The sequence below is a fragment of the Oscillospiraceae bacterium genome (genome assembly GCA_015068525.1).
Taxonomy (GTDB): domain Bacteria; phylum Bacillota; class Clostridia; order UMGS1840; family HGM11507; genus SIG450.
On sequence record SVKJ01000011.1, the window covers coordinates 25366 to 44085 of the forward strand.

An 18720-nucleotide genomic window follows, 5' to 3' on the forward strand; every position below is an offset into this window, starting at 1 on the left:
GATAAATAAATGGACGTAAATTTACTTAAGAAAACAGCAAATGAAGTGCGTAAGGGAATAATTGAATCTACCTTTAATGCAAAATGCGGGCATCCGGGCGGTTCTTTATCCTGTGCAGATATTATTACATATTTATATTTTGAGAAAATGAATATAAAAGCGAACGAACCTAAGTGGGAAGGCAGGGATCGTTTCGTTTTGTCAAAAGGCCACTGTGCACCGGCTCTTTATTCAGCTCTTGCACATAAAGGATTTTTTCCTGTATGCGACCTTAAAACTTTAAGAAAAACAGGTTCTTATCTTCAGGGGCACCCTGATATGAATAAGGTTCCGGGTGTAGATATGTCATCAGGTTCATTAGGGCAGGGTATATCTGCAGCAGCAGGTATGGCAATGAGCGCTAAAATGTCGAAAAAAGATTATAAAGTATATACACTTTTGGGTGACGGAGAAATTCACGAAGGTCAGGTCTGGGAAGCACTTTTATTTATTGCAGGGAAAAAACTTAATAATATCTGCGTAATAGTTGATAATAACGATTTGCAGATAGACGGAAGGCTTTCGGAGGTTAATTCTCCATATCCTTTAAAAGAAAAGTTTGAAGCATTCGGTTTTAATACTATAGAAATTGACGGTCATGATTTTTATGAGATTGAAAAAGCGTTTGACGTATTTACAAAAGAAAACGACAAACCAACAGCGATTATCGCTAAAACTTTAAAAGGAAAAGGTGTTTCCTTTATGGAAGACCAGTGTTCATGGCATGGTAAAGCACCTAACGAAGACGAATATAAAATTGCTATGGAAGAGCTTGGGAGGTTTGAAGGTTAATGAGTGACGTTAAAAAAATTGCCACAAGAGACAGTTACGGCGAAACTTTGAAAGAACTTGGCGCAAAGTATGATAATCTTGTTGTTATGGATGCCGATTTAGCAGAAGCAACAAAAACTATAAAATTTAAAAAGGAATTTCCTGAAAGATTTATTGACTGCGGTATTGCAGAAAGTAATATGATAGGTGTTGCAGCAGGTCTTGCTTCAACGGGTAAAGTAGTATTTGCATCAAGTTTTGCGATGTTTGCAGCAGGAAGAGCCTTTGAACAGATAAGAAACTCGGTAGGATATACCCGTCTTAATGTTAAAATTGCAGCAACTCACGGAGGAATTTCAGTAGGTGAAGATGGTGCGAGCCACCAATGTAATGAAGACTTTGCTTTGATGAGAAGTGTTCCAGGAATGGTTGTTATCTGTCCGTCTGATGATGTGGAAGCAAGAGAAGCGGTTAAAGCTGCATATCACTATGAAGGACCATGCTATTTGCGATTTGGAAGACTTGCAGTTCCTGTTATAAATGACAATGCAAATTACAAATTTGAAATAGGTAAAGGCGTTACCTTAAAAGAAGGTAATGATGTTGCGATTATTGCTACAGGACTTATGGTAGCAGAAGCGCTTGAGGCAGCGAAAGAACTTGAAAAAGAGGGAATTTCTGCAAGAGTTATAAATATTCACACTTTAAAACCGATAGACAAAGAATTGATAATAAAAGCAGCAAAAGAAACTAAATTTATTGTTACATGCGAAGAACACAGTATTATCGGAGGCCTTTCTGATGCAGTATCTTCGGTAGTATGCGAAGAATGTCCGACAAAAGTTTTAAGAGTAGGCGTTAATGATGTGTTCGGTCAGTCAGGTCCTGCTTTGGAAGTTTTAAAACTTTACGGACTTTCTAAAGAAAACATTGTTAAAGTAGTAAAAGAAGGCATGTAAAATGGCACTTGAAATCAAAAAAGCAGAAAACAGTACCGATTATGCCTTGATTGAAAAAATGGCGAAAACAATCTGGAATGAATATTACATAAGCATTTTATCAAAAGAGCAGATTGATTATATGACGGATAAATTCCAATCTGAAAGTGCAATATCAAATCAGGTATTAAACGAAGAATATGAGTATTATATTCTTACTGGTAACGGTCCGATAGGATATTTTGCCATAAAAAAAGAAGAACAGAGATTGTTCTTAAGTAAACTCTATATTTTAAAAGAAGAAAGAGGCAAGGGGTATTTTCACAAAGTGTTTGACTTTCTTTTGGAATACTCTTTTAAGAATAATTTAAAAAGTATATATCTTACTGTGAATAAAGAAAATAAATCTTCTATCGGTGTTTATAATCATTTTGGATTTAAAATTATAAGCAAACAGAAAGCCGATATCGGAAACGGTTTTTTTATGGATGATTATATTATGGAAAAAGAATTTAAATGAGGTAAGGCAATGTATAATGTAAAATCAAAAAAAGCAGAAGAATTTATTGACCATAAGGAAGTTTTGTCGACCTTAAAATATGCCGATGAAAACAAAGATAACTTAGAGTTAATAGAAGAAATATTAAAAAAAGCAGAGGAAAAAAAGGGGCTTTCTCATAAAGAAGCAAGTGTGCTTTTAGCATGTGAAATTGGTGAAGTTAACGAAAGAATAAATAAACTTGCAAATAAAATAAAAGAGGAAATATACGGAAACAGAATTGTTATGTTTGCTCCTCTGTACCTTTCAAATTATTGCGTTAACGGTTGTGTGTATTGTCCGTATCATCATGGCAACAGTTTGATTGCAAGAAGAAAACTGACACAGGCTGAAATTGAAAAAGAGGTTATTGCTCTTCAGGATATGGGGCATAAACGTCTTGCAATAGAGATGGGAGAGGACCCTGTCAATAATCCGATTGAATATATCTTAGAATCGATTGAAACGATATATAAAATCAAGCATAAAAACGGTGCAATAAGAAGAGTAAATGTTAACATTGCCGCAACAACCGTTGAAAATTATAAGAAACTTAAAGATGCGGGAATCGGAACATATATTCTGTTTCAGGAAACTTATCACAAAGAAAGTTATGAAAAACTTCATCCAACAGGTCCTAAACATAATTACGCATATCATACCGAAGCGATGGACAGAGCAATGGAGGGGGGAATTGATGACGTAGGGCTTGGAGTTCTTTTTGGTCTTGAATTATATCGTTATGAACTTGCAGCACTCCTTATGCACGCTGAACACCTTGAGGCAGTATTCGGAGTCGGCCCTCATACCATAAGCGTTCCAAGAATTAAAAAAGCAACAGGTGTAGATACCGACCAGTTTGATAATGGAATTTCAGACGAAACTTTTGCTAAAATATGTGCGATAATAAGACTTGCAGTTCCTTATACAGGAATGATTGTTTCCACAAGGGAAAGCAAAGCGGTAAGGGAAAAAGTATTAAAACTTGGTGTATCTCAACTTAGCGGTGCATCTAAAACAAGTGTCGGAGGCTACAGTGACGAAAACGTTCACGAAGACGAAGATTCTTCTCAGTTTGATATAAGCGATAACAGAACTTTAGACGAAGTTGTCAACTGGCTTATAAAGGCAGGATATATTCCGTCTTTCTGTACCGCTTGTTACAGAGAGGGAAGAACCGGCGACAGGTTTATGAGTCTTGCTAAAACAGGGCAGATTCAGAATTGTTGCCATCCTAATGCTCTTATGACTTTGAAAGAGTATCTTTTAGATTATGCATCAGCTGATACCCGAAAAGTCGGAGATGAAATGATTATTAAAGAACTTGAAAAAATTCCTAACGAAAAAGCAAGAAAAATTGCCAAAGAAAATATTGAAAAAATAGCAAACGGCGAAAGAGATTTCAGATTTTAGGAACAAATAAACTGTCGCAGACAATATAACTGCGAAGCAATATAACTTGCCAAAGGAAAATACCACTCGCCATAAGGCGAATAGAACTGCCGAGTGTTCAAAAAGAACACTCGGCATATATTATATTACTATTCCGCCGTCAACACTTAATACTTGCCCTGTAATAAAGTCTGAATTTTCAGAAAAAAGAAAATAACATACTTTAGCAATATCAAAAGGCGTTCCTATTTTTAAAAGCGGTGTTTCTTCTCTTAATACTTCAAGGTCGTCTTCTTTTAAATTATTTAACATATCCGTTTTAATAACACCGGGAGCAATGCAGTTAACATTTATATTCGATGGACCAACTTCTTTTGCAAGTGCTTTTGTAAGTCCGATAACAGCAGATTTTGAAGCCGAATACAAAACTTCACAGGCACCCCCTGTAATTCCCCACATTGACGAAATGTTTATAATTTTCCCGCTTTTTTTATTTATCATATATGGTAAAACTTCTTTTGTAAATAAAAATAAACCTTTAACATTCACATCAAAAATTTCATTATAATCTTCAAGTCCCATATCTTGCAAAAGCCCTGTTTTTGATATTCCTGCATTATTTATAAGGCAGTCAATATGCCCGTATTTTTTAATAATTTCACTAACTGTTTTTTTGATTTCTTCCTCATTTGTCACATCGGTTTTTATAGGATCAAATAAAGGGTATTTTTCTTTAATTTCATTTGCTTCATTTAAACTTTTATTAAAAGTTCCGATAACTATATGCCCTTTTTCTAAAAAATACTCACTTATTCCTTTTCCTATCCCTCTTGATGCACCGATTATAACAATTACTTTTTTCATACTATCACCATAAGAATAATAACATATTGTAAACTTTTTGTCAAAATATTATGGATTGTTTTTTAATTTTAAAAAGTATCTATTGAATTAATAGTACATATTATGCTATAATATCATTAGATAATTATGTTTAGGAGTTATATAAATGAGTACATATAAATTAGATAAAGATAACCTTCCTTCCCATATAGCAATAATTATGGACGGGAACGGAAGATGGGCAAAAAAAAGAGGTCTGCCAAGAACTGCAGGGCATTACAAAGGGGCGGACAATGTAAAAAATATTGCCCATTACTGTTATGATACAGGGATTAAAACTTTGACTTTATATGCTTTTTCAACTGAAAACTGGAAACGACCTAAGAACGAGGTTGAAGCATTATTTAAACTTTTCAAAGAAAAATTAAAGGATTATCGGGCGCTAATGGGAAATCGTGACTGTGTTGTGCGTTTTATAGGGGATAAGACGCCTTTAAGCGATGACTTAAAAGAAAGTATGAGAGAGATAGAAGAATATTCATCTCAGTTTGCTCATACAGGGTTTACTTTTAATTTTGCCATAAATTACGGAAGCCGTGATGAAATAATTAAATCAGTAAAAGAAATTGCGGCTCTTGCAAAGGACGGAAAGATTGAAGTTTCTGACATAGATGAAAAAATGATAAGCGACCATTTATACACAAAAGGTCTTAAAGACCCTGACTTACTTATAAGACCGAGCGGCGAACAAAGGCTTTCTAATTTTCTTTTATGGCAGTGTGCTTATACTGAATTTTATTATTCAGATATTCTATGGCCTGATTTTACACCTGAAATGTTAGAAAAAGCAATAATAGAATATCAGCAAAGAAACAGGAGATTTGGAGGAATTTAAAAAATGGCGACACGATTGATTTCGGCTGGGGTCGGGCTTATTATAATGGCAATTGTTATGTTTGCCGATAAAATGATACTTAGTTTTGCAATATCTGTAATATCTGCTATTTCTGTGTATGAGGGCTTGAAAGCATACGGACACCTGAAAAGCAAATTATTTATTATTCTGGGGATTTTGGCATCTTCAGTCTTTGCATGGGCAAGTTATTTTAAATGTGAAATAGCACTTATGGTTGCCTTTTTGATTATTACTTGTTATGTTGCATATCTTTTAAAAAATCACAGTAAGTTTTCCACAAAAGACTTATTTACCGTTTTGTTTTTAACACTTGTTATTCCTTTTTCATTTTCTACTTTATCGTACATAAGGAATATGGAAAATGGCGCATGTTATGTGTGGCTTCCTTTTATATCTGCCTGGCTTACCGATTCTTTTGCATATTTCGGGGGGTATTTTTTCGGGAAAAACAAATTATGCCCTGACATAAGTCCTAAAAAGACGGTTGAAGGTGCTGTTTTTGGTGTTGTTGGTGCAGTGGTTGGATATGTTGTCTATTCGTATATGTTAAAGGGAATATGGAATATAGATGTCAGTACTTTGTGGTTTGTTATAATATCAGTTTTTACATCAGTAATTTCACAGATGGGCGATTTGTTTGCATCTTTAATGAAAAGGGAAAACGGCATAAAGGATTTTGGAAATTTAATGCCGGGTCATGGAGGAGCGCTTGACAGATTTGACTCTATTTTACTTACTTCTCCTTTCATATTTATTTTTCTTAAACTGATGATTTAAAATAAGTTTGTATTAAGGAGTTTTAACTTGAAAACAAAAGTTATAAATATATTAGGTTCAACAGGTTCAATAGGCACGCAGACTCTTGAGGTTTGCAGGGAAAGAAATATTAAAGTAAACGGTATTTCTGCTAATAACAATATTGATCTTTTAGAAAAGCAGGCAAGAGAATTTAATGTTAAATACTGTCATATAAATAATAAGGAACTTTTTTCCGACCTTAAGTTAAGGCTTTCTGATACCGATATTAAAGTTACGGGCGGAAATGATGAATTATCTTCTTTTGCTGTAAGCGGGAACGCTGATACGCTTCTTACCTCGGTTGTAGGCAGTATCGGTCTTGCACCTACAGTTGCAGCAATAGAAAACAAAATGAAAATTGCTCTTGCCAATAAGGAAACTCTTGTTGCCGCAGGAAAACTTGTTACTGACTGTGCTAAAAAACATGGTGCAAAAATTATCCCTGTTGACAGTGAACATGGGGCAATATTTCAGTCTTTAATGGGGAATGATATTAAAAAAGTAAAAAGACTTATTCTTACTGCATCGGGAGGTCCGTTCTTTAATAAAACGAAAGAAGAATTAAAAAATGTTACCAAAAACGATGCACTTAAACATCCGAACTGGGATATGGGCGCTAAAATTACAATAGATTCTGCCACTTTAATGAATAAAGGCTTTGAAGTAATTGAGGCGAGATGGCTTTTTGATATAAAAAACATTGATGTTGTCATTCACAGGGAAAGCGTTGTTCATTCAATGGTGGAATATTGCGATAATTCAATAATAGCACAAATGGGTGTTCCAAGTATGAAACTTCCTATTCAGTTTGCACTTACCTATCCCGAAAGAGAAGAATGTGAAGTTTTATCTTTAGACTTTTTAAAATATCCAAATCTTACTTTTTATAAACCTGATATGGATACATTCGGATGTCTTAAATTAGCACTTTATGCAATGAAAGAGGGAGGTACTATGCCTCTTTGCTTAAACAGTGCAAATGAGGTTGCCGTTTCCTACTTTTTGAAAGGTAAAATCGGATTTTTGGATATTGAAAGAACTGTAGAAAAAATGCTTGAAACACACAAAAGATGTGATGATTTGTCACTTTATGATACTATTAAACTTGACGAAGAATTAAAATTAAAAACTATTAAATATCTGGAGGATTTAAATTGACTGCACTACTAACTGTTATTTATGCAATACTTCTTTTTTCAGTAATAATTTTTGTCCACGAAGCAGGGCATTTTATATTTGCCAAACTGTTTGATGTTTATGTTATCGAATTTGCAATCGGTATGGGACCATGCCTATTTAAAAAAAAGATAGGCGAAACTTTGTATTCCATACGCTTAATTCCTATGGGTGGTTATTGTAAATTAGAGGGGGAAGACGGGGAAAGCGATAACCCACGTGCTTTTTCAAATAAATCAAAAATTAAAAGGCTTATAATTTTATCTGCAGGGGCAATTATGAATTTGATTTTAGGATTTTTGGTTGTTTTAAGCCTTAATTTAGGATATTCTTCAGCCCCTTATGCAACCTTGGATATCGCAAATGTAATGGAGGGAACTCCTGCTTATACTGCAGGCTTAAAAGAAGGAGATAGAATTATTTCCTTAAACGGACATAAAGTAAATATCCGTTCCGAGTTTAGTGTATATAACGATAAAGAAACTATGGATATTGTAGTTAAAAGAGGAAACGAAAAGATAAATTTTAAAGTTACACCTAAAAGTTATCTTTTAGATGATAACGGAAATATCATAAAAGAAAGCAGTGAAGAAGGCTCATATAAACTTATCGGTATTGAATTTGCGACTAAAGAAAGAACATTTTTTAATACATTAAAATATTCTTTTTACGAGTCGGTATTTATAGGAAAATCAATTTTCTTGTCTTTAAAGGAACTCATAACAGGAAAAGCATCAGTAAATAATCTTTCAGGACCTGTAGGAATAGTTAATGAAATAAATACTGCCGCTAAAACAGGATTTTCTTATCTTTTATATCTGATGGCGCTTATAACCATAAATTTAGGGATTTTCAATTTGCTTCCAATCCCTGCGCTTGACGGAGGCAGAATTTTATTTATAATAGTTGAGTTTATAATAAGAAAGCCGGTTCCTCCTAAGTATGAAGGAATGATTCACGCGATAGGCTTTTTACTGCTTATACTCCTTATGATTTATGTAACAGGAAATGATATTATAAGAATTTTTATAAAATAGGTATAAAGGGAATGTTAAAAAACTCCAGACCGATTGTAGGGGAGGGCCTCCGTGCCCTCCCGTAAATGCAAAACGCAAAATGCAAAATGCAAAATGAAAGTAAAGATTTTTCTAAAAAATCTTTGAAATTAATACTTTTTGCTATGAACGAATTTAGCCACTCGACGTATCTTAATACGCCTTCGGGTAACCCAAAATCAAGGATTTTGGCTAAATTCATCCATTCTGAAGCTTTTTACCTATTCCCTATGTAAAAGTTTAGAGATACGGAAACAAAATACTTGACACTTTGCCTAAATACAGTGAAAGGAATGCTTCTTTAAAATGAAAGTTAAAATCGGAAATGTCTTTATAGGCGATAATGAGAAAGTTCTTATTCAGTCTATGACAAATACAGATACAAGGGACATTAAGAAAACTGTAAAACAAATAGATGAACTTACTGAGGCAGGATGCGATATTGTGCGCTGTACTGTTCCTGATATGGAGTCTGCTTACGCAATAAAAGAAATAAAAAAGCAAATAAAAATTCCTCTGGTTGCTGATATTCATTTTGACTATCGCCTTGCAATAGAATCGGTAAAAGCAGGAGTTGATAAGGTTAGAATTAATCCGGGAAATATCGGTGGATTTGACAAAGTCTGCGAGGTAGTAAAAGCATTAAAGGAAAGAAATATTCCTTTAAGAATAGGTGTTAATGCAGGGTCGCTCGACAAAAAAATCTTAGAAAAGTACGGGAAAATCTGCCCTGAAGCATTGGTCGAATCTGCAAAAGAGCATATTGATTTAGTAAACAGATGTGATTATGATAATATTGTTGTATCATTAAAATGTTCAAACACCCGTCTTACTGTTGACAGTTATCGGCTTTTTAATAAAAAGTTTGATTATCCTCTTCATTTGGGAATAACTGAAGCGGGGACAACTTATAATGGTATAATAAAATCTGCAGTCGGAATAGGTTCGCTTTTACTTGATGGTATAGGGGATACTGTAAGAGTTTCTTTAACTGCTGACCCTGTAGAAGAAATCAAAGCGGCAAAATCGATTTTAAGTGCTGTCGGGCTTTCTGAAAACTCGGTAAATGTGGTGTCCTGTCCTACCTGCGGAAGAACAAAGATTGATTTAATAAAAATTGCAAACATTGTTACTGATGCAGTAGAAAATATTAAAAAGCCTATAACAGTTGCAGTTATGGGATGTGTAGTAAACGGACCCGGAGAAGCTAAGGAAGCAGATATAGGAATAGCAGGCGGAGATGGGTGCGCAGTGCTTTTTAAAAAGGGCGAAATAGTAAGAAAAATTAAAGAAGAAGAAATTGCTGAGGTTTTACTTAGTGAAATTAACAAAATGTAATTTGGAAGGATAAAAAGATATGAAGTTAAGCGAGATATTTAATAAATCTCAAAAACTTATACAAAGCAAAGAAATCTTTGATGACAGCAAGGTTATAAACATACTCTTAAATAAAGAGTTAAGAAAAGCAGAAATATACTTAAAGTGTAACAAGATAGTATCCAAAGAACTTATATTTAATGTTGCTATGGATATAAAAGAGTCTTATCAGTTAAATGTAGTAAAAATATTTACCCGTTATGATAAAGAACTGTTTGATGAAAGTTACTATAAAGAGATTTTATATTACATAGAAAAAAAATATATGCACCTTTATTATTTTGTTAAGGATTCTAAACTTGAAATAGACGGAGATACCCTTAATATAATTTTAAAGGGTAACGGGGTTGATATACTCATTTACAATGAACTTGACAAAGCGATAGCCTCGTTGATTTCAGATGAGTTTTCTGTGTCATTTAAGGTGAAATTTATATCAAATATAAAACCAATGTCAGTTGAAGATAAAAATAAATTTCATATAGAAAAGCAAAAGGAAATAATTGACAGGATTGAAAGAATGCCTGTTGTTCCCGAAAAACCAAAAAAAGAGGAACCTAAAAAAACATATACATCTTTTAATAAGATTTCCTATAAAAAAATGGATATTTCATCTTTAAGTGCCGAAAGCGGTAAGGTTGAAATTGAGGGCGAAATATTTAAAATTGAAAGAAAAGATTTTAATAATTCAACAAAAGGGAAAGTTACATTTTTCGTAACCGACTATAAGAATTCCTGTATATGTCAAATTATGGATAAACTTGAAGTTTTAGATGATTTTCAGGCTGAGTTTAAAAAAGGCGATTATCTTAAAATTTCAGGGGAAATGATGTATGATAAATACTTAAGAGAAATTGTTCTTGATGCTAAATTTAAAAATTTAGAAAAAAAGAAAAAAGAAGTTAAAGTTGACAATTCGCCCGAAAAAAGAGTAGAACTTCATCTTCATACCAATATGAGTGCTATTGACGGGATAAATACAGTTGAAGAATATGCCGATTATCTTACAAATTTAGGACATAGAGCTTTGGTTGTAACTGACCACGGGGTTGTACAAGCGTTCCCCGATGCTTATTCCATTTGTAAAAAGAAAGGTTTAAAACTTGTTTACGGTGTTGAAGGCTATCTTGTTAACGATATGGAGGAAATTGTAAAGGGTGGCAAGAGCCAGAACTTAGACGGAGAATTTGTTGTTTTCGATATTGAAACAACAGGCTTTTCTGCTACGCAAAATAAAATAACTGAAATTGGTGCCTGTAAAGTAAGAAACGGAGAAATTGTTGACAGGTTTTCTTCCTTTGTAAACCCACAGGTTGAAATTCCTGCGAAAATTGTTGAACTGACAGGGATTACAAACGATATGGTTAAAGATGCACCTTTAATTGACGATGTCTTAAAAGATTTTCTTGCCTTTTGTTCTGATGTTCCTTTAGTTGCTCATAATGCGGACTTTGATGTATCTTTTATAAAACAAAATGCCCAAAATCTTAATATAGAATATATGCCTACATCGGTAGATACTCTTGCTCTTTCAAGAGTCCTTCTTCCTGAACTTAAAAAACATAAACTGAATATTGTGTGCGACCATTTAAAAGTAAATTTAAATGGCCATCATCGTGCAGTAAATGATGCAGAGGCAACTTCAGAAGTATTTATTAAGTTTATTAAAATGTTAAAGGAAAGAAATATAGAAGATATTTCCGATATAAACACAGGTATTGTAAATTCAGAAAGCGAACCATCATACAAGAAAACGGCTTACCATATAATAATCTTAGTAAAGGATAAAGTGGGGCTAAAAAATCTTTATAAACTTGTAAGTAAGTCACATATAGACTATTATTACAGAACTCCGAGAATTCCAAGAAGCGAACTTATAAAGCACAGGGAAGGGCTTATTATTGGCTCTGCCTGCGAAGCGGGGGAACTTTACCGTGCAGTTTTAGCAGGTAAACCTTTTGGCGAACTTATTAATATTGCAAAATTTTATGATTATCTTGAAATTCAGCCTCTTGGAAATAATCAGTATTTAGTTGAGAACAATACAGTAGCCGACAGGGAAGGTCTTATAGAACTTAATAAAAAAATAATTGATTTGGGAAAAGAACTTAATAAAAAAGTTGTAGCAACGGGTGATGTTCATTTTCTTACTCCTCAGGGTGCGCTTTACCGTTCTATTTTAATGTCGGGAAAGAAATTTAAAGATGCAGATAATCAACCTCCTTTATACTATAGGACAACAGAAGAAATGATGGAAGAATTTTTCTATCTTGACGAGAAAACAAAGTATGAGGTTGTTGTTAAAAATCCTAATGATATAGTTGATTTAATCGAAGAAACTTTTGAGCCTGTGCCGAGTGTCAAACATCCGCCTGTCATTGAGGGCGCAGCGGATGATATAAAAAATATGTCCTATAAGAAGGCCTATGAAATATACGGCGATCCTCTTCCTGAAATTGTAGAAAAAAGAATGGAAAAGGAACTTAATTCCATTATCAATAACGGCTTTTCAGTTATGTATCTCATTGCGGAAAAACTTGTTAAAAAGTCGTTAAGTGATGGTTATCTTGTTGGCTCGAGAGGGTCTGTTGGTTCTTCTTTTGTTGCGTTTTTATCAGGGATAACAGAGGTTAATTCCTTATGCCCTCACTATATATGCGAAGAATGTAAACATTCGGAATTCATTGAAGACGGAAGTTTCTCATCAGGATGCGATATGCCTGACAAACTATGCCCGAAATGTGGTAAAGTAATGAAGAAAGACGGCCACGATATTCCTTTTGAAACTTTCTTAGGGTTTGACGGGGATAAAGAGCCTGATATTGACTTAAACTTCTCAGGAGAATATCAGGGTACTGCTCATAAATATATCGAAGAATTATTTGGAGAAGGTCACGTTTTCAGAGCAGGCACAATTGGTACAATTGCGGATAAAACCGCTTTTGGTTATGTAAAAAATTATTACGAAGAACGCGGAAGAATAATGAATAATGCCGAACTTGAAAGGCTGGTTGTTGCCTGCACAGGTGCCAAAGCCACTACAGGTCAGCATCCGGGTGGTATTATGATTGTTCCCAAAGAGGATGATGTTTACGATTTTACACCTATACAGCATCCTGCCAATGATAAAGAAAGTGGCATTATTACTACTCACTTTGATTATCATAAACTTCACGATACACTATTAAAACTTGATATATTAGGACATGATGACCCTACTATGCTTAAAATGTTAAAAGATTTAACAGGACTTGATCCCCAGACTATTCCGCTTGGAGATAAGGATACTATGAGTCTTTTCACATCTCCGAAAGCATTGGGGGTTACTGAAGAACAAATAGGCTCTAAAACAGGGACTTACGGTGTGCCTGAATTTGGAACAAGTTTTGCACGTCAGATGCTTGAGGATATTCAGCCTAAAACTTTTGCCAGCCTTGTTAAAATTTCAGGACTTGCACACGGAACAGATGTATGGCTTAATAATGCTCAGGATATCGTTAAAAACAAAATTGCACCATTTGAAGAAACAATCTGTACCCGTGATGATATTATGACATATCTTATGCTAAAAGGGCTTCCTCCAAAAAGATCCTTTACAATTATGGAACAAGTTCGTAAGGGAAAAGGTCTTAAGGAAGAGGACGAAACCGAAATGAGAGAACATGGGGTTCCGGAGTGGTATATCGAATCCTGTAAAAAAATTAAGTATATGTTCCCTAAAGCGCACGCTGTTGCGTATGTTACTATGGGATTTAGGGTTGCGTACTATAAAGTTCACTACCCTATAGAATATTATACTGCATACTATTCGGTAAGAGCAGATGATTTTGATGCAGATATTATGACAAGAGGCAAGGAAAAAATAGAGTCTGTCCTTTCAGATTACTACAAAATTCCTAAATCATCTGCGAAAGAAAAGAATATTATAATAATTTTGGAAATATGCAAAGAAATGTATGAAAGAGGAATAGAGTTCTTACCTGTTGATTTATACAAATCAGATGACAAGAATTTCAAAGTGGAAGATGGCAAAATCCGTCCTCCGTTCACATCTATAAAAGGTCTTGGACTTTCTGCTGCACAGAATATTAAGGCGGCGCGTGACGAACAGGAATTCTTTACAAAAGAAGATTTTATGATAAGATCAAAAGTAGGGCAGTCGGTTGTTGATATGCTTGACAAACATAATTGTTTTAAGGATATTCCCGATTCTTCTCAGATTACATTCGGAATATAAATCCTTATAAGAACACCAAATTAAGGAAGGGTGATAATTTTGCTTGGTAATTCATTAAGTTTATGTAAAGATTATCTTAAAAAAGTTGTAAAAAGCGGAGATACTGTTATTGATGCAACTTGCGGAAACGGATATGACACTTTGTTCTTAAGAGAACTTGTGGGAGACGAAGGTAAAGTTTTCGGTTTTGATATTCAAAAAGTTGCACTGGATAACACTTATAATTTACTTAAATCTCACAATATGGAAAAAGGAGTATACTTAAATCTTGACTCTCACTCCGAACTTTCAAAGTATGTAAATGAAGAGGTTAAAGCAGTTGTTTTTAATCTTGGCTATCTTCCGAAAGGCAACCACGAGATTATGACTACTCCTGAAACAACAATTGTGGCAATAGAAAAATCTTTAGAACTTTTGTCTGATGACGGGATAATTGCAGTAATAATCTATCACGGAGGAGATTCAGGCTTTCACGAAAGAGATGAACTTATAAAATATTTTGAAAGGCTTAACAATAAAAAGTTTTCAGTTCTTATGCATAATTTTATAAATCAAATCAACTACCCGCCAATTCTTGTGGTGGTAGAGAAAAGATAAATTAAAGAGGGGTTTTAATTATGGAAAGAAAAGCTAAAATCAACTACTATCTGGACATTGCACAGGCTGTGCTTGAAAGAGGAACATGCCTTAGAAGAAATTACGGAGCAATTATCGTAAATAACGATGAAATCATATCGACAGGTTATACAGGTGCGCCAAGAGGCAGAAAAAACTGTATAGATTTAAATAGTTGCGCACGTATGCAACTTAATATTCCAAGCGGTGAAAGATATGAACTTTGCCGTTCAGTTCACGCTGAAGCAAATGCGATAATAAGTGCCGCAAGAAAAGATATGATAGGTGCAACACTTTATCTTGTTGGTAAAGAAATGTCAACAGGGGAACTTGTAAAAAATGCTACAAGTTGCTCAATGTGTAAAAGACTTATAATAAATTCAGGTATTGAAAGAGTTGTTGCAAGAAGCGGTAAAGATGAATATACAATTACTAATGTAAGAGACTGGATATATAACGACGATTCAATTGTCGGCGGCAGTCTTTGATTTTAGCCATTAATGATTCCGATATTACCAAAGGGGGGACTAATGATGGAAAACAAATCACTTTTTTTCGTAAGTTTGGAACAATTAAAAAATGAATTTAATCTTGAGGTTATTTACGAGGGAAGCGATTTTTCAAAAAGAAAGATTACCAGTACTGAACTTAACAGACCGGGACTTCCTATTGCAGGTTTTTTTGATTACTTCCAGAATGAAAGAATTCAGATTTTGGGAAGAGTTGAATATACTTATCTTTCCAACCTCACAAACGAAGAAAGATTTAACGCTATAAAGAAAATTGCTGAGTATAATGTACCTGCTATTATTATAACAAGAGGGCAGGAAGTTTTTCCCGAAATAGTTGAGGGCGCTAAAACAAATAATATTCCAGTTCTTCGAACAAACGAATCATCTTCTAAATTTATGGCGGCACTTATCAGTTATTTGAGTGTTGAATTGGCACCTCGTATCACAAGACATGGTGTTCTTGTTGAGGTATACGGAGAAGGTATGCTTATTTTAGGAGAAAGCGGCGTAGGAAAAAGCGAAACTGCAATCGAACTTGTAAAAAGAGGTCATAGACTTGTTGCAGACGATGCAGTTGAAATTAAGAGAGTATCAGATAAAACTTTAGTAGGAAATTCTCCTGATATAATTAAGCATTTTATTGAACTAAGAGGTATAGGAATTGTAGATGTAAGAAGAATATTTGGTATGGGTGCTATTAAAGAAACAGAAAAAATAGACCTTGTAGTTAATCTTGAAGTATGGCAAGAAAACAAACAGTATGACCGATTAGGACTTGTTACAGAATATACGGATATTCTGGGGCTTCAGATTCCATGCCTTAATATTCCTGTCCGTCCTGGAAGAAATCTTGCTGTTGTATTAGAAGTTGCGGCAATGAATAACAGGCAGAAAAAATTAGGATATAATCCTGCAGAAGAACTTAACAACCGTCTTATGAAAAAAATGGAGGAAGACGCAAACAATGTATAGCATAGAAGTTGACACACATATCCATAGCGTAATATGCGAGCACGCGTATTCAACAATTGAAGAAAACGCGATAGAGGCAGAGAAAAAAGGCCTTAAAGGTATTGCAATAACCGATCACGGACCGAAACTGTCTCCTTTTGACAATCATCTTCACTTTTATAATCTTGATATTATACCAAAAGTTTTTCATAATGTAAGAATATATAAAGGTGCAGAACTTAATATACTTGATGATAAAGGCAGTGTAGATTTAAAGGAAAGTTATCTTAAACGTCTTGACTGGGTAATGGCAGGTTTCCATAGTTTATGGGACTATCCGCTTTCGGAAGAGTTTATAAATAATGGTTATCTTAACATTTTAGAAAATCCGTATATTGACTGTCTTTCCCATATAGGTCAGCCAAAATTTAAGTGTGACTACGAACTTATAGTTAAAAAAGCAAAGGAATTTGGAAAAGTTATCGAAATAAATAACAACTCGTTTCATATACGTCCCGGCAGCGAAGAAAACTGCCTTGAGGTTGCACAACTTTGTAAAGAAAACGAAGTATATATAACTGTTTCTTCTGATGCCCATATTGCAACTATGATAGGCGATTATAATAAGGCATTTGATCTAATTTCCAAAGTAAATTTCCCAAAAGAACTTATTATAAACAGAAGTGTGGAAACTTTTGATAAATATCTTAAGATGAGAAAACAAAGAGTTTAATGAAAGGAGACTTTCTTTGAATATTTTATCTAAGTTAGAAAATATTACAGACAGGAAGAATATTCTTATAAATGAACCCTTAAAAAACCATACTACCTTTAAAATCGGAGGAAATGCCGATTATCTTGTTATGCCTAAAACAAGAGAAGAAATTGTAAATCTTATAAAATTCTTAAAAGATAACAGCATAAATTATTTTGTTATAGGCAACGGGTCAAATATCCTTGTAAATGACGATGGTTTCAGGGGTGTTATTATAAAATTAGGTTCACAGTTTTCAAGTGCAACTGTTTTGGGAAATAAAATTGTTTTAGATGCAGGTATTACGCTTAAAAAAATCTCAAACATTTTAACCAAAGAAGGCTTAAAAGGTTTCGAAGAACTTTCAGGAATACCAGGAAGTCTTGGCGGAGCAATTTATATGAATGCAGGGGCATACGGAAGAGAAATAAAAGATGTACTTTATGATGTTACTTTTATAAACAGTTTATGCGAAATTGAAACTTTAGAACTAAAAGATATAGAAATGAAGTACAGGGAAACTCTTTTTTCAAAAGAGAATCTTGTTGTTTTGGGTGCAACATTAATTTTGGAAAAAGGCGATAAAGAAGAAATTAAAAAAAGAGTAAGAGAAGTAACAAAAATGCGTGTTGATAAGCAACCCCTTAATTATCCGAGCGCAGGAAGTACTTTCAAAAGGCCCGAAGGGCATTTTGCAGGAAAACTTATCGAAGATGCAAACTTAAAAGGTTACACAGTCGGCGGTGCTAAAATTTCTAAAAAGCATGCAGGCTTTGTTATAAATTACAACAATGCTACTTTTAATGATGTTATAACTTTAACAGAGAACGTTAAAAAAGAAGTAAAGGAAAAATTCGGAGTAGAACTTGAACTTGAAGTGAAAGTTTTATAGAGGTAATACTATGTCATTTTGTAAAAAAGTAAAAAACGAAATATGCTCTGCTAAGTTGGAGAGAAATTGTTGCGTCAAAGCATTTTTAAATTCTGCTTTTGCGTTTTTTAATACGGTTTCTTCCGACAGAATAAAAATGAATATAGAAAGTAAAGAGGTAGCATCTTATTTAAATGAACTTATGGCTTCTTATTTTAAAGAGTATGACGACATTCAGTTTAAACCTTTAAAAAATCATAAAGGTTATACACTTGATATAAAAGATAAGGATACGATTTTATATATTGCTAAAAAACTTTCTTTATATAACAAAAGAACAAATCAGATAAGCGGAAATCTTAATGATGATTTTTCTATAAACCCATGCTGTCAGAGAATGGCGACTATAGGTGCCTTTTTAGTGTCAGGCTCAGTAACCAATCCGCAAAGAGCTTATCATTTTGAGATTTCCAACAGAAAAAAAGATAATCTTCACAAAATAAATGAAATTTTAGTAAGTATGGACTTCTTCCCTAAAATAATAAAAAGAGGCTCGGAATACGTGCTTTACATAAAAGAAAAAGAAATGATAGCAGATATGCTTAACTTCTTAAACTGTAAGGAAACTTTTTTTGAATATCACGATGCGATTATATTAAAGGATAAGAAAAATCAGTTGAACAGGCAGTTAAACTGCGAAAGTGCCAATATGGATAAAACGGTAAATGCAGCAGTTCATCAGATAATGGCAATAAGAAATTTAAAGGAATCGGGAAAATTTGATTTACTTTCTGATAGTCTAAAAGAAATAGCGAATTTAAGGCTTGAAAATCCTGACGCTTCTCTTACCGAACTTGCACAGTTATCTAAAACTCCTATAACTCGTTCGGGGATAAACCATCGTCTTAAAAAAATAATAGAATTTGAAGGAAAATAA

17 protein-coding genes are annotated in these 18720 nt (G+C 33.9%); 16 read left to right on the forward strand and 1 reads right to left on the reverse strand.

Annotated features, from left to right (window positions below):
• Window positions 1-9 precede the first annotated feature (9 nt).
• The 4 genes from E7419_05220 to hydG are packed head-to-tail and all read left to right on the forward strand — an operon-like array spanning window position 10 to window position 3699.
• Entirely contained in the window at window positions 10-831 is an 822-nt protein-coding gene (locus E7419_05220; protein ID MBE7014588.1) for a transketolase, read from the forward strand.
• Window positions 831-1769: a transketolase family protein gene (locus tag E7419_05225; GenBank protein ID MBE7014589.1), complete on the forward strand. Its 939-nt coding sequence runs from the start codon at window positions 831-833 to the stop codon at window positions 1767-1769. Before E7419_05220 ends, E7419_05225 begins: the two co-directional genes overlap by 1 nt.
• A 1-nt stretch (window position 1770) precedes the next feature.
• Window positions 1771-2268, forward strand: coding sequence for a GNAT family N-acetyltransferase (locus E7419_05230; GenBank protein MBE7014590.1), 498 nt, complete (start codon window positions 1771-1773; stop codon window positions 2266-2268).
• Window positions 2269-2277: 9 nt separating this feature from the next.
• A complete protein-coding gene (hydG, locus tag E7419_05235; GenBank protein ID MBE7014591.1) occupies window positions 2278-3699 on the forward strand; it encodes a [FeFe] hydrogenase H-cluster radical SAM maturase HydG in 1422 nt (473 codons plus the stop codon).
• A 120-nt stretch (window positions 3700-3819) separates the two neighbouring features.
• Here the strand turns inward: hydG and E7419_05240 are convergent, their stop codons facing one another.
• Entirely contained in the window at window positions 3820-4542 is a 723-nt protein-coding gene (locus E7419_05240) for an SDR family oxidoreductase (protein MBE7014592.1), read from the reverse strand.
• A 145-nt stretch (window positions 4543-4687) separates the two neighbouring features.
• Here E7419_05240 and E7419_05245 point away from each other — a divergent pair, with 145 nt between their 5' ends.
• The 12 genes from E7419_05245 to whiA all read left to right on the forward strand — a co-directional run bounded on the left by E7419_05245 (window position 4688) and on the right by whiA (window position 18720).
• Window positions 4688-5416, forward strand: a complete 729-nt coding sequence (locus E7419_05245; GenBank protein ID MBE7014593.1) for an isoprenyl transferase — start codon at window positions 4688-4690, stop codon at window positions 5414-5416.
• A gap of 3 nt (window positions 5417-5419) precedes the next feature.
• On the forward strand, window positions 5420-6214 hold the full coding sequence (locus E7419_05250) for a phosphatidate cytidylyltransferase (protein MBE7014594.1): 795 nt from the start codon (window positions 5420-5422) through the stop codon (window positions 6212-6214).
• 27 nt (window positions 6215-6241) lie between these two features.
• Window positions 6242-7393 (forward strand): 1-deoxy-D-xylulose-5-phosphate reductoisomerase, encoded by a 1152-nt coding sequence (locus E7419_05255; GenBank protein ID MBE7014595.1) that lies wholly within the window; start codon window positions 6242-6244, stop codon window positions 7391-7393.
• Entirely contained in the window at window positions 7372-8448 is a 1077-nt protein-coding gene (gene rseP / locus E7419_05260) for an RIP metalloprotease RseP (GenBank protein ID MBE7014596.1), read from the forward strand. The genes E7419_05255 and rseP overlap by 22 nt, the downstream gene beginning before the upstream one ends.
• Window positions 8449-8772: 324 nt before the next feature.
• Window positions 8773-9804: a flavodoxin-dependent (E)-4-hydroxy-3-methylbut-2-enyl-diphosphate synthase gene (gene ispG, locus E7419_05265; protein MBE7014597.1), complete on the forward strand. Its 1032-nt coding sequence runs from the start codon at window positions 8773-8775 to the stop codon at window positions 9802-9804.
• 19 nt (window positions 9805-9823) lie between these two features.
• Complete coding sequence (locus E7419_05270) at window positions 9824-14080, forward strand: PolC-type DNA polymerase III (protein MBE7014598.1); 4257 nt, start codon at window positions 9824-9826, stop codon at window positions 14078-14080.
• Window positions 14081-14116: 36 nt separating this feature from the next.
• Window positions 14117-14677: a methyltransferase domain-containing protein gene (locus E7419_05275; protein ID MBE7014599.1), complete on the forward strand. Its 561-nt coding sequence runs from the start codon at window positions 14117-14119 to the stop codon at window positions 14675-14677.
• A gap of 20 nt (window positions 14678-14697) precedes the next feature.
• Complete coding sequence (locus E7419_05280; protein ID MBE7014600.1) at window positions 14698-15183, forward strand: cytidine deaminase; 486 nt, start codon at window positions 14698-14700, stop codon at window positions 15181-15183.
• A gap of 45 nt (window positions 15184-15228) precedes the next feature.
• Window positions 15229-16179, forward strand: a complete 951-nt coding sequence (locus tag E7419_05285) for an HPr kinase/phosphorylase (GenBank protein ID MBE7014601.1) — start codon at window positions 15229-15231, stop codon at window positions 16177-16179.
• Window positions 16172-16891: a phosphatase gene (locus E7419_05290; protein MBE7014602.1), complete on the forward strand. Its 720-nt coding sequence runs from the start codon at window positions 16172-16174 to the stop codon at window positions 16889-16891. The genes E7419_05285 and E7419_05290 overlap by 8 nt, the downstream gene beginning before the upstream one ends.
• A 16-nt stretch (window positions 16892-16907) precedes the next feature.
• Complete coding sequence (gene murB, locus E7419_05295; GenBank protein ID MBE7014603.1) at window positions 16908-17804, forward strand: UDP-N-acetylmuramate dehydrogenase; 897 nt, start codon at window positions 16908-16910, stop codon at window positions 17802-17804.
• Between the two features lie 10 nt (window positions 17805-17814).
• The gene (gene whiA / locus E7419_05300; GenBank protein ID MBE7014604.1) at window positions 17815-18720 is read left to right on the forward strand and encodes a DNA-binding protein WhiA; all 906 of its coding nucleotides are present in this window, start codon (window positions 17815-17817) and stop codon (window positions 18718-18720) included.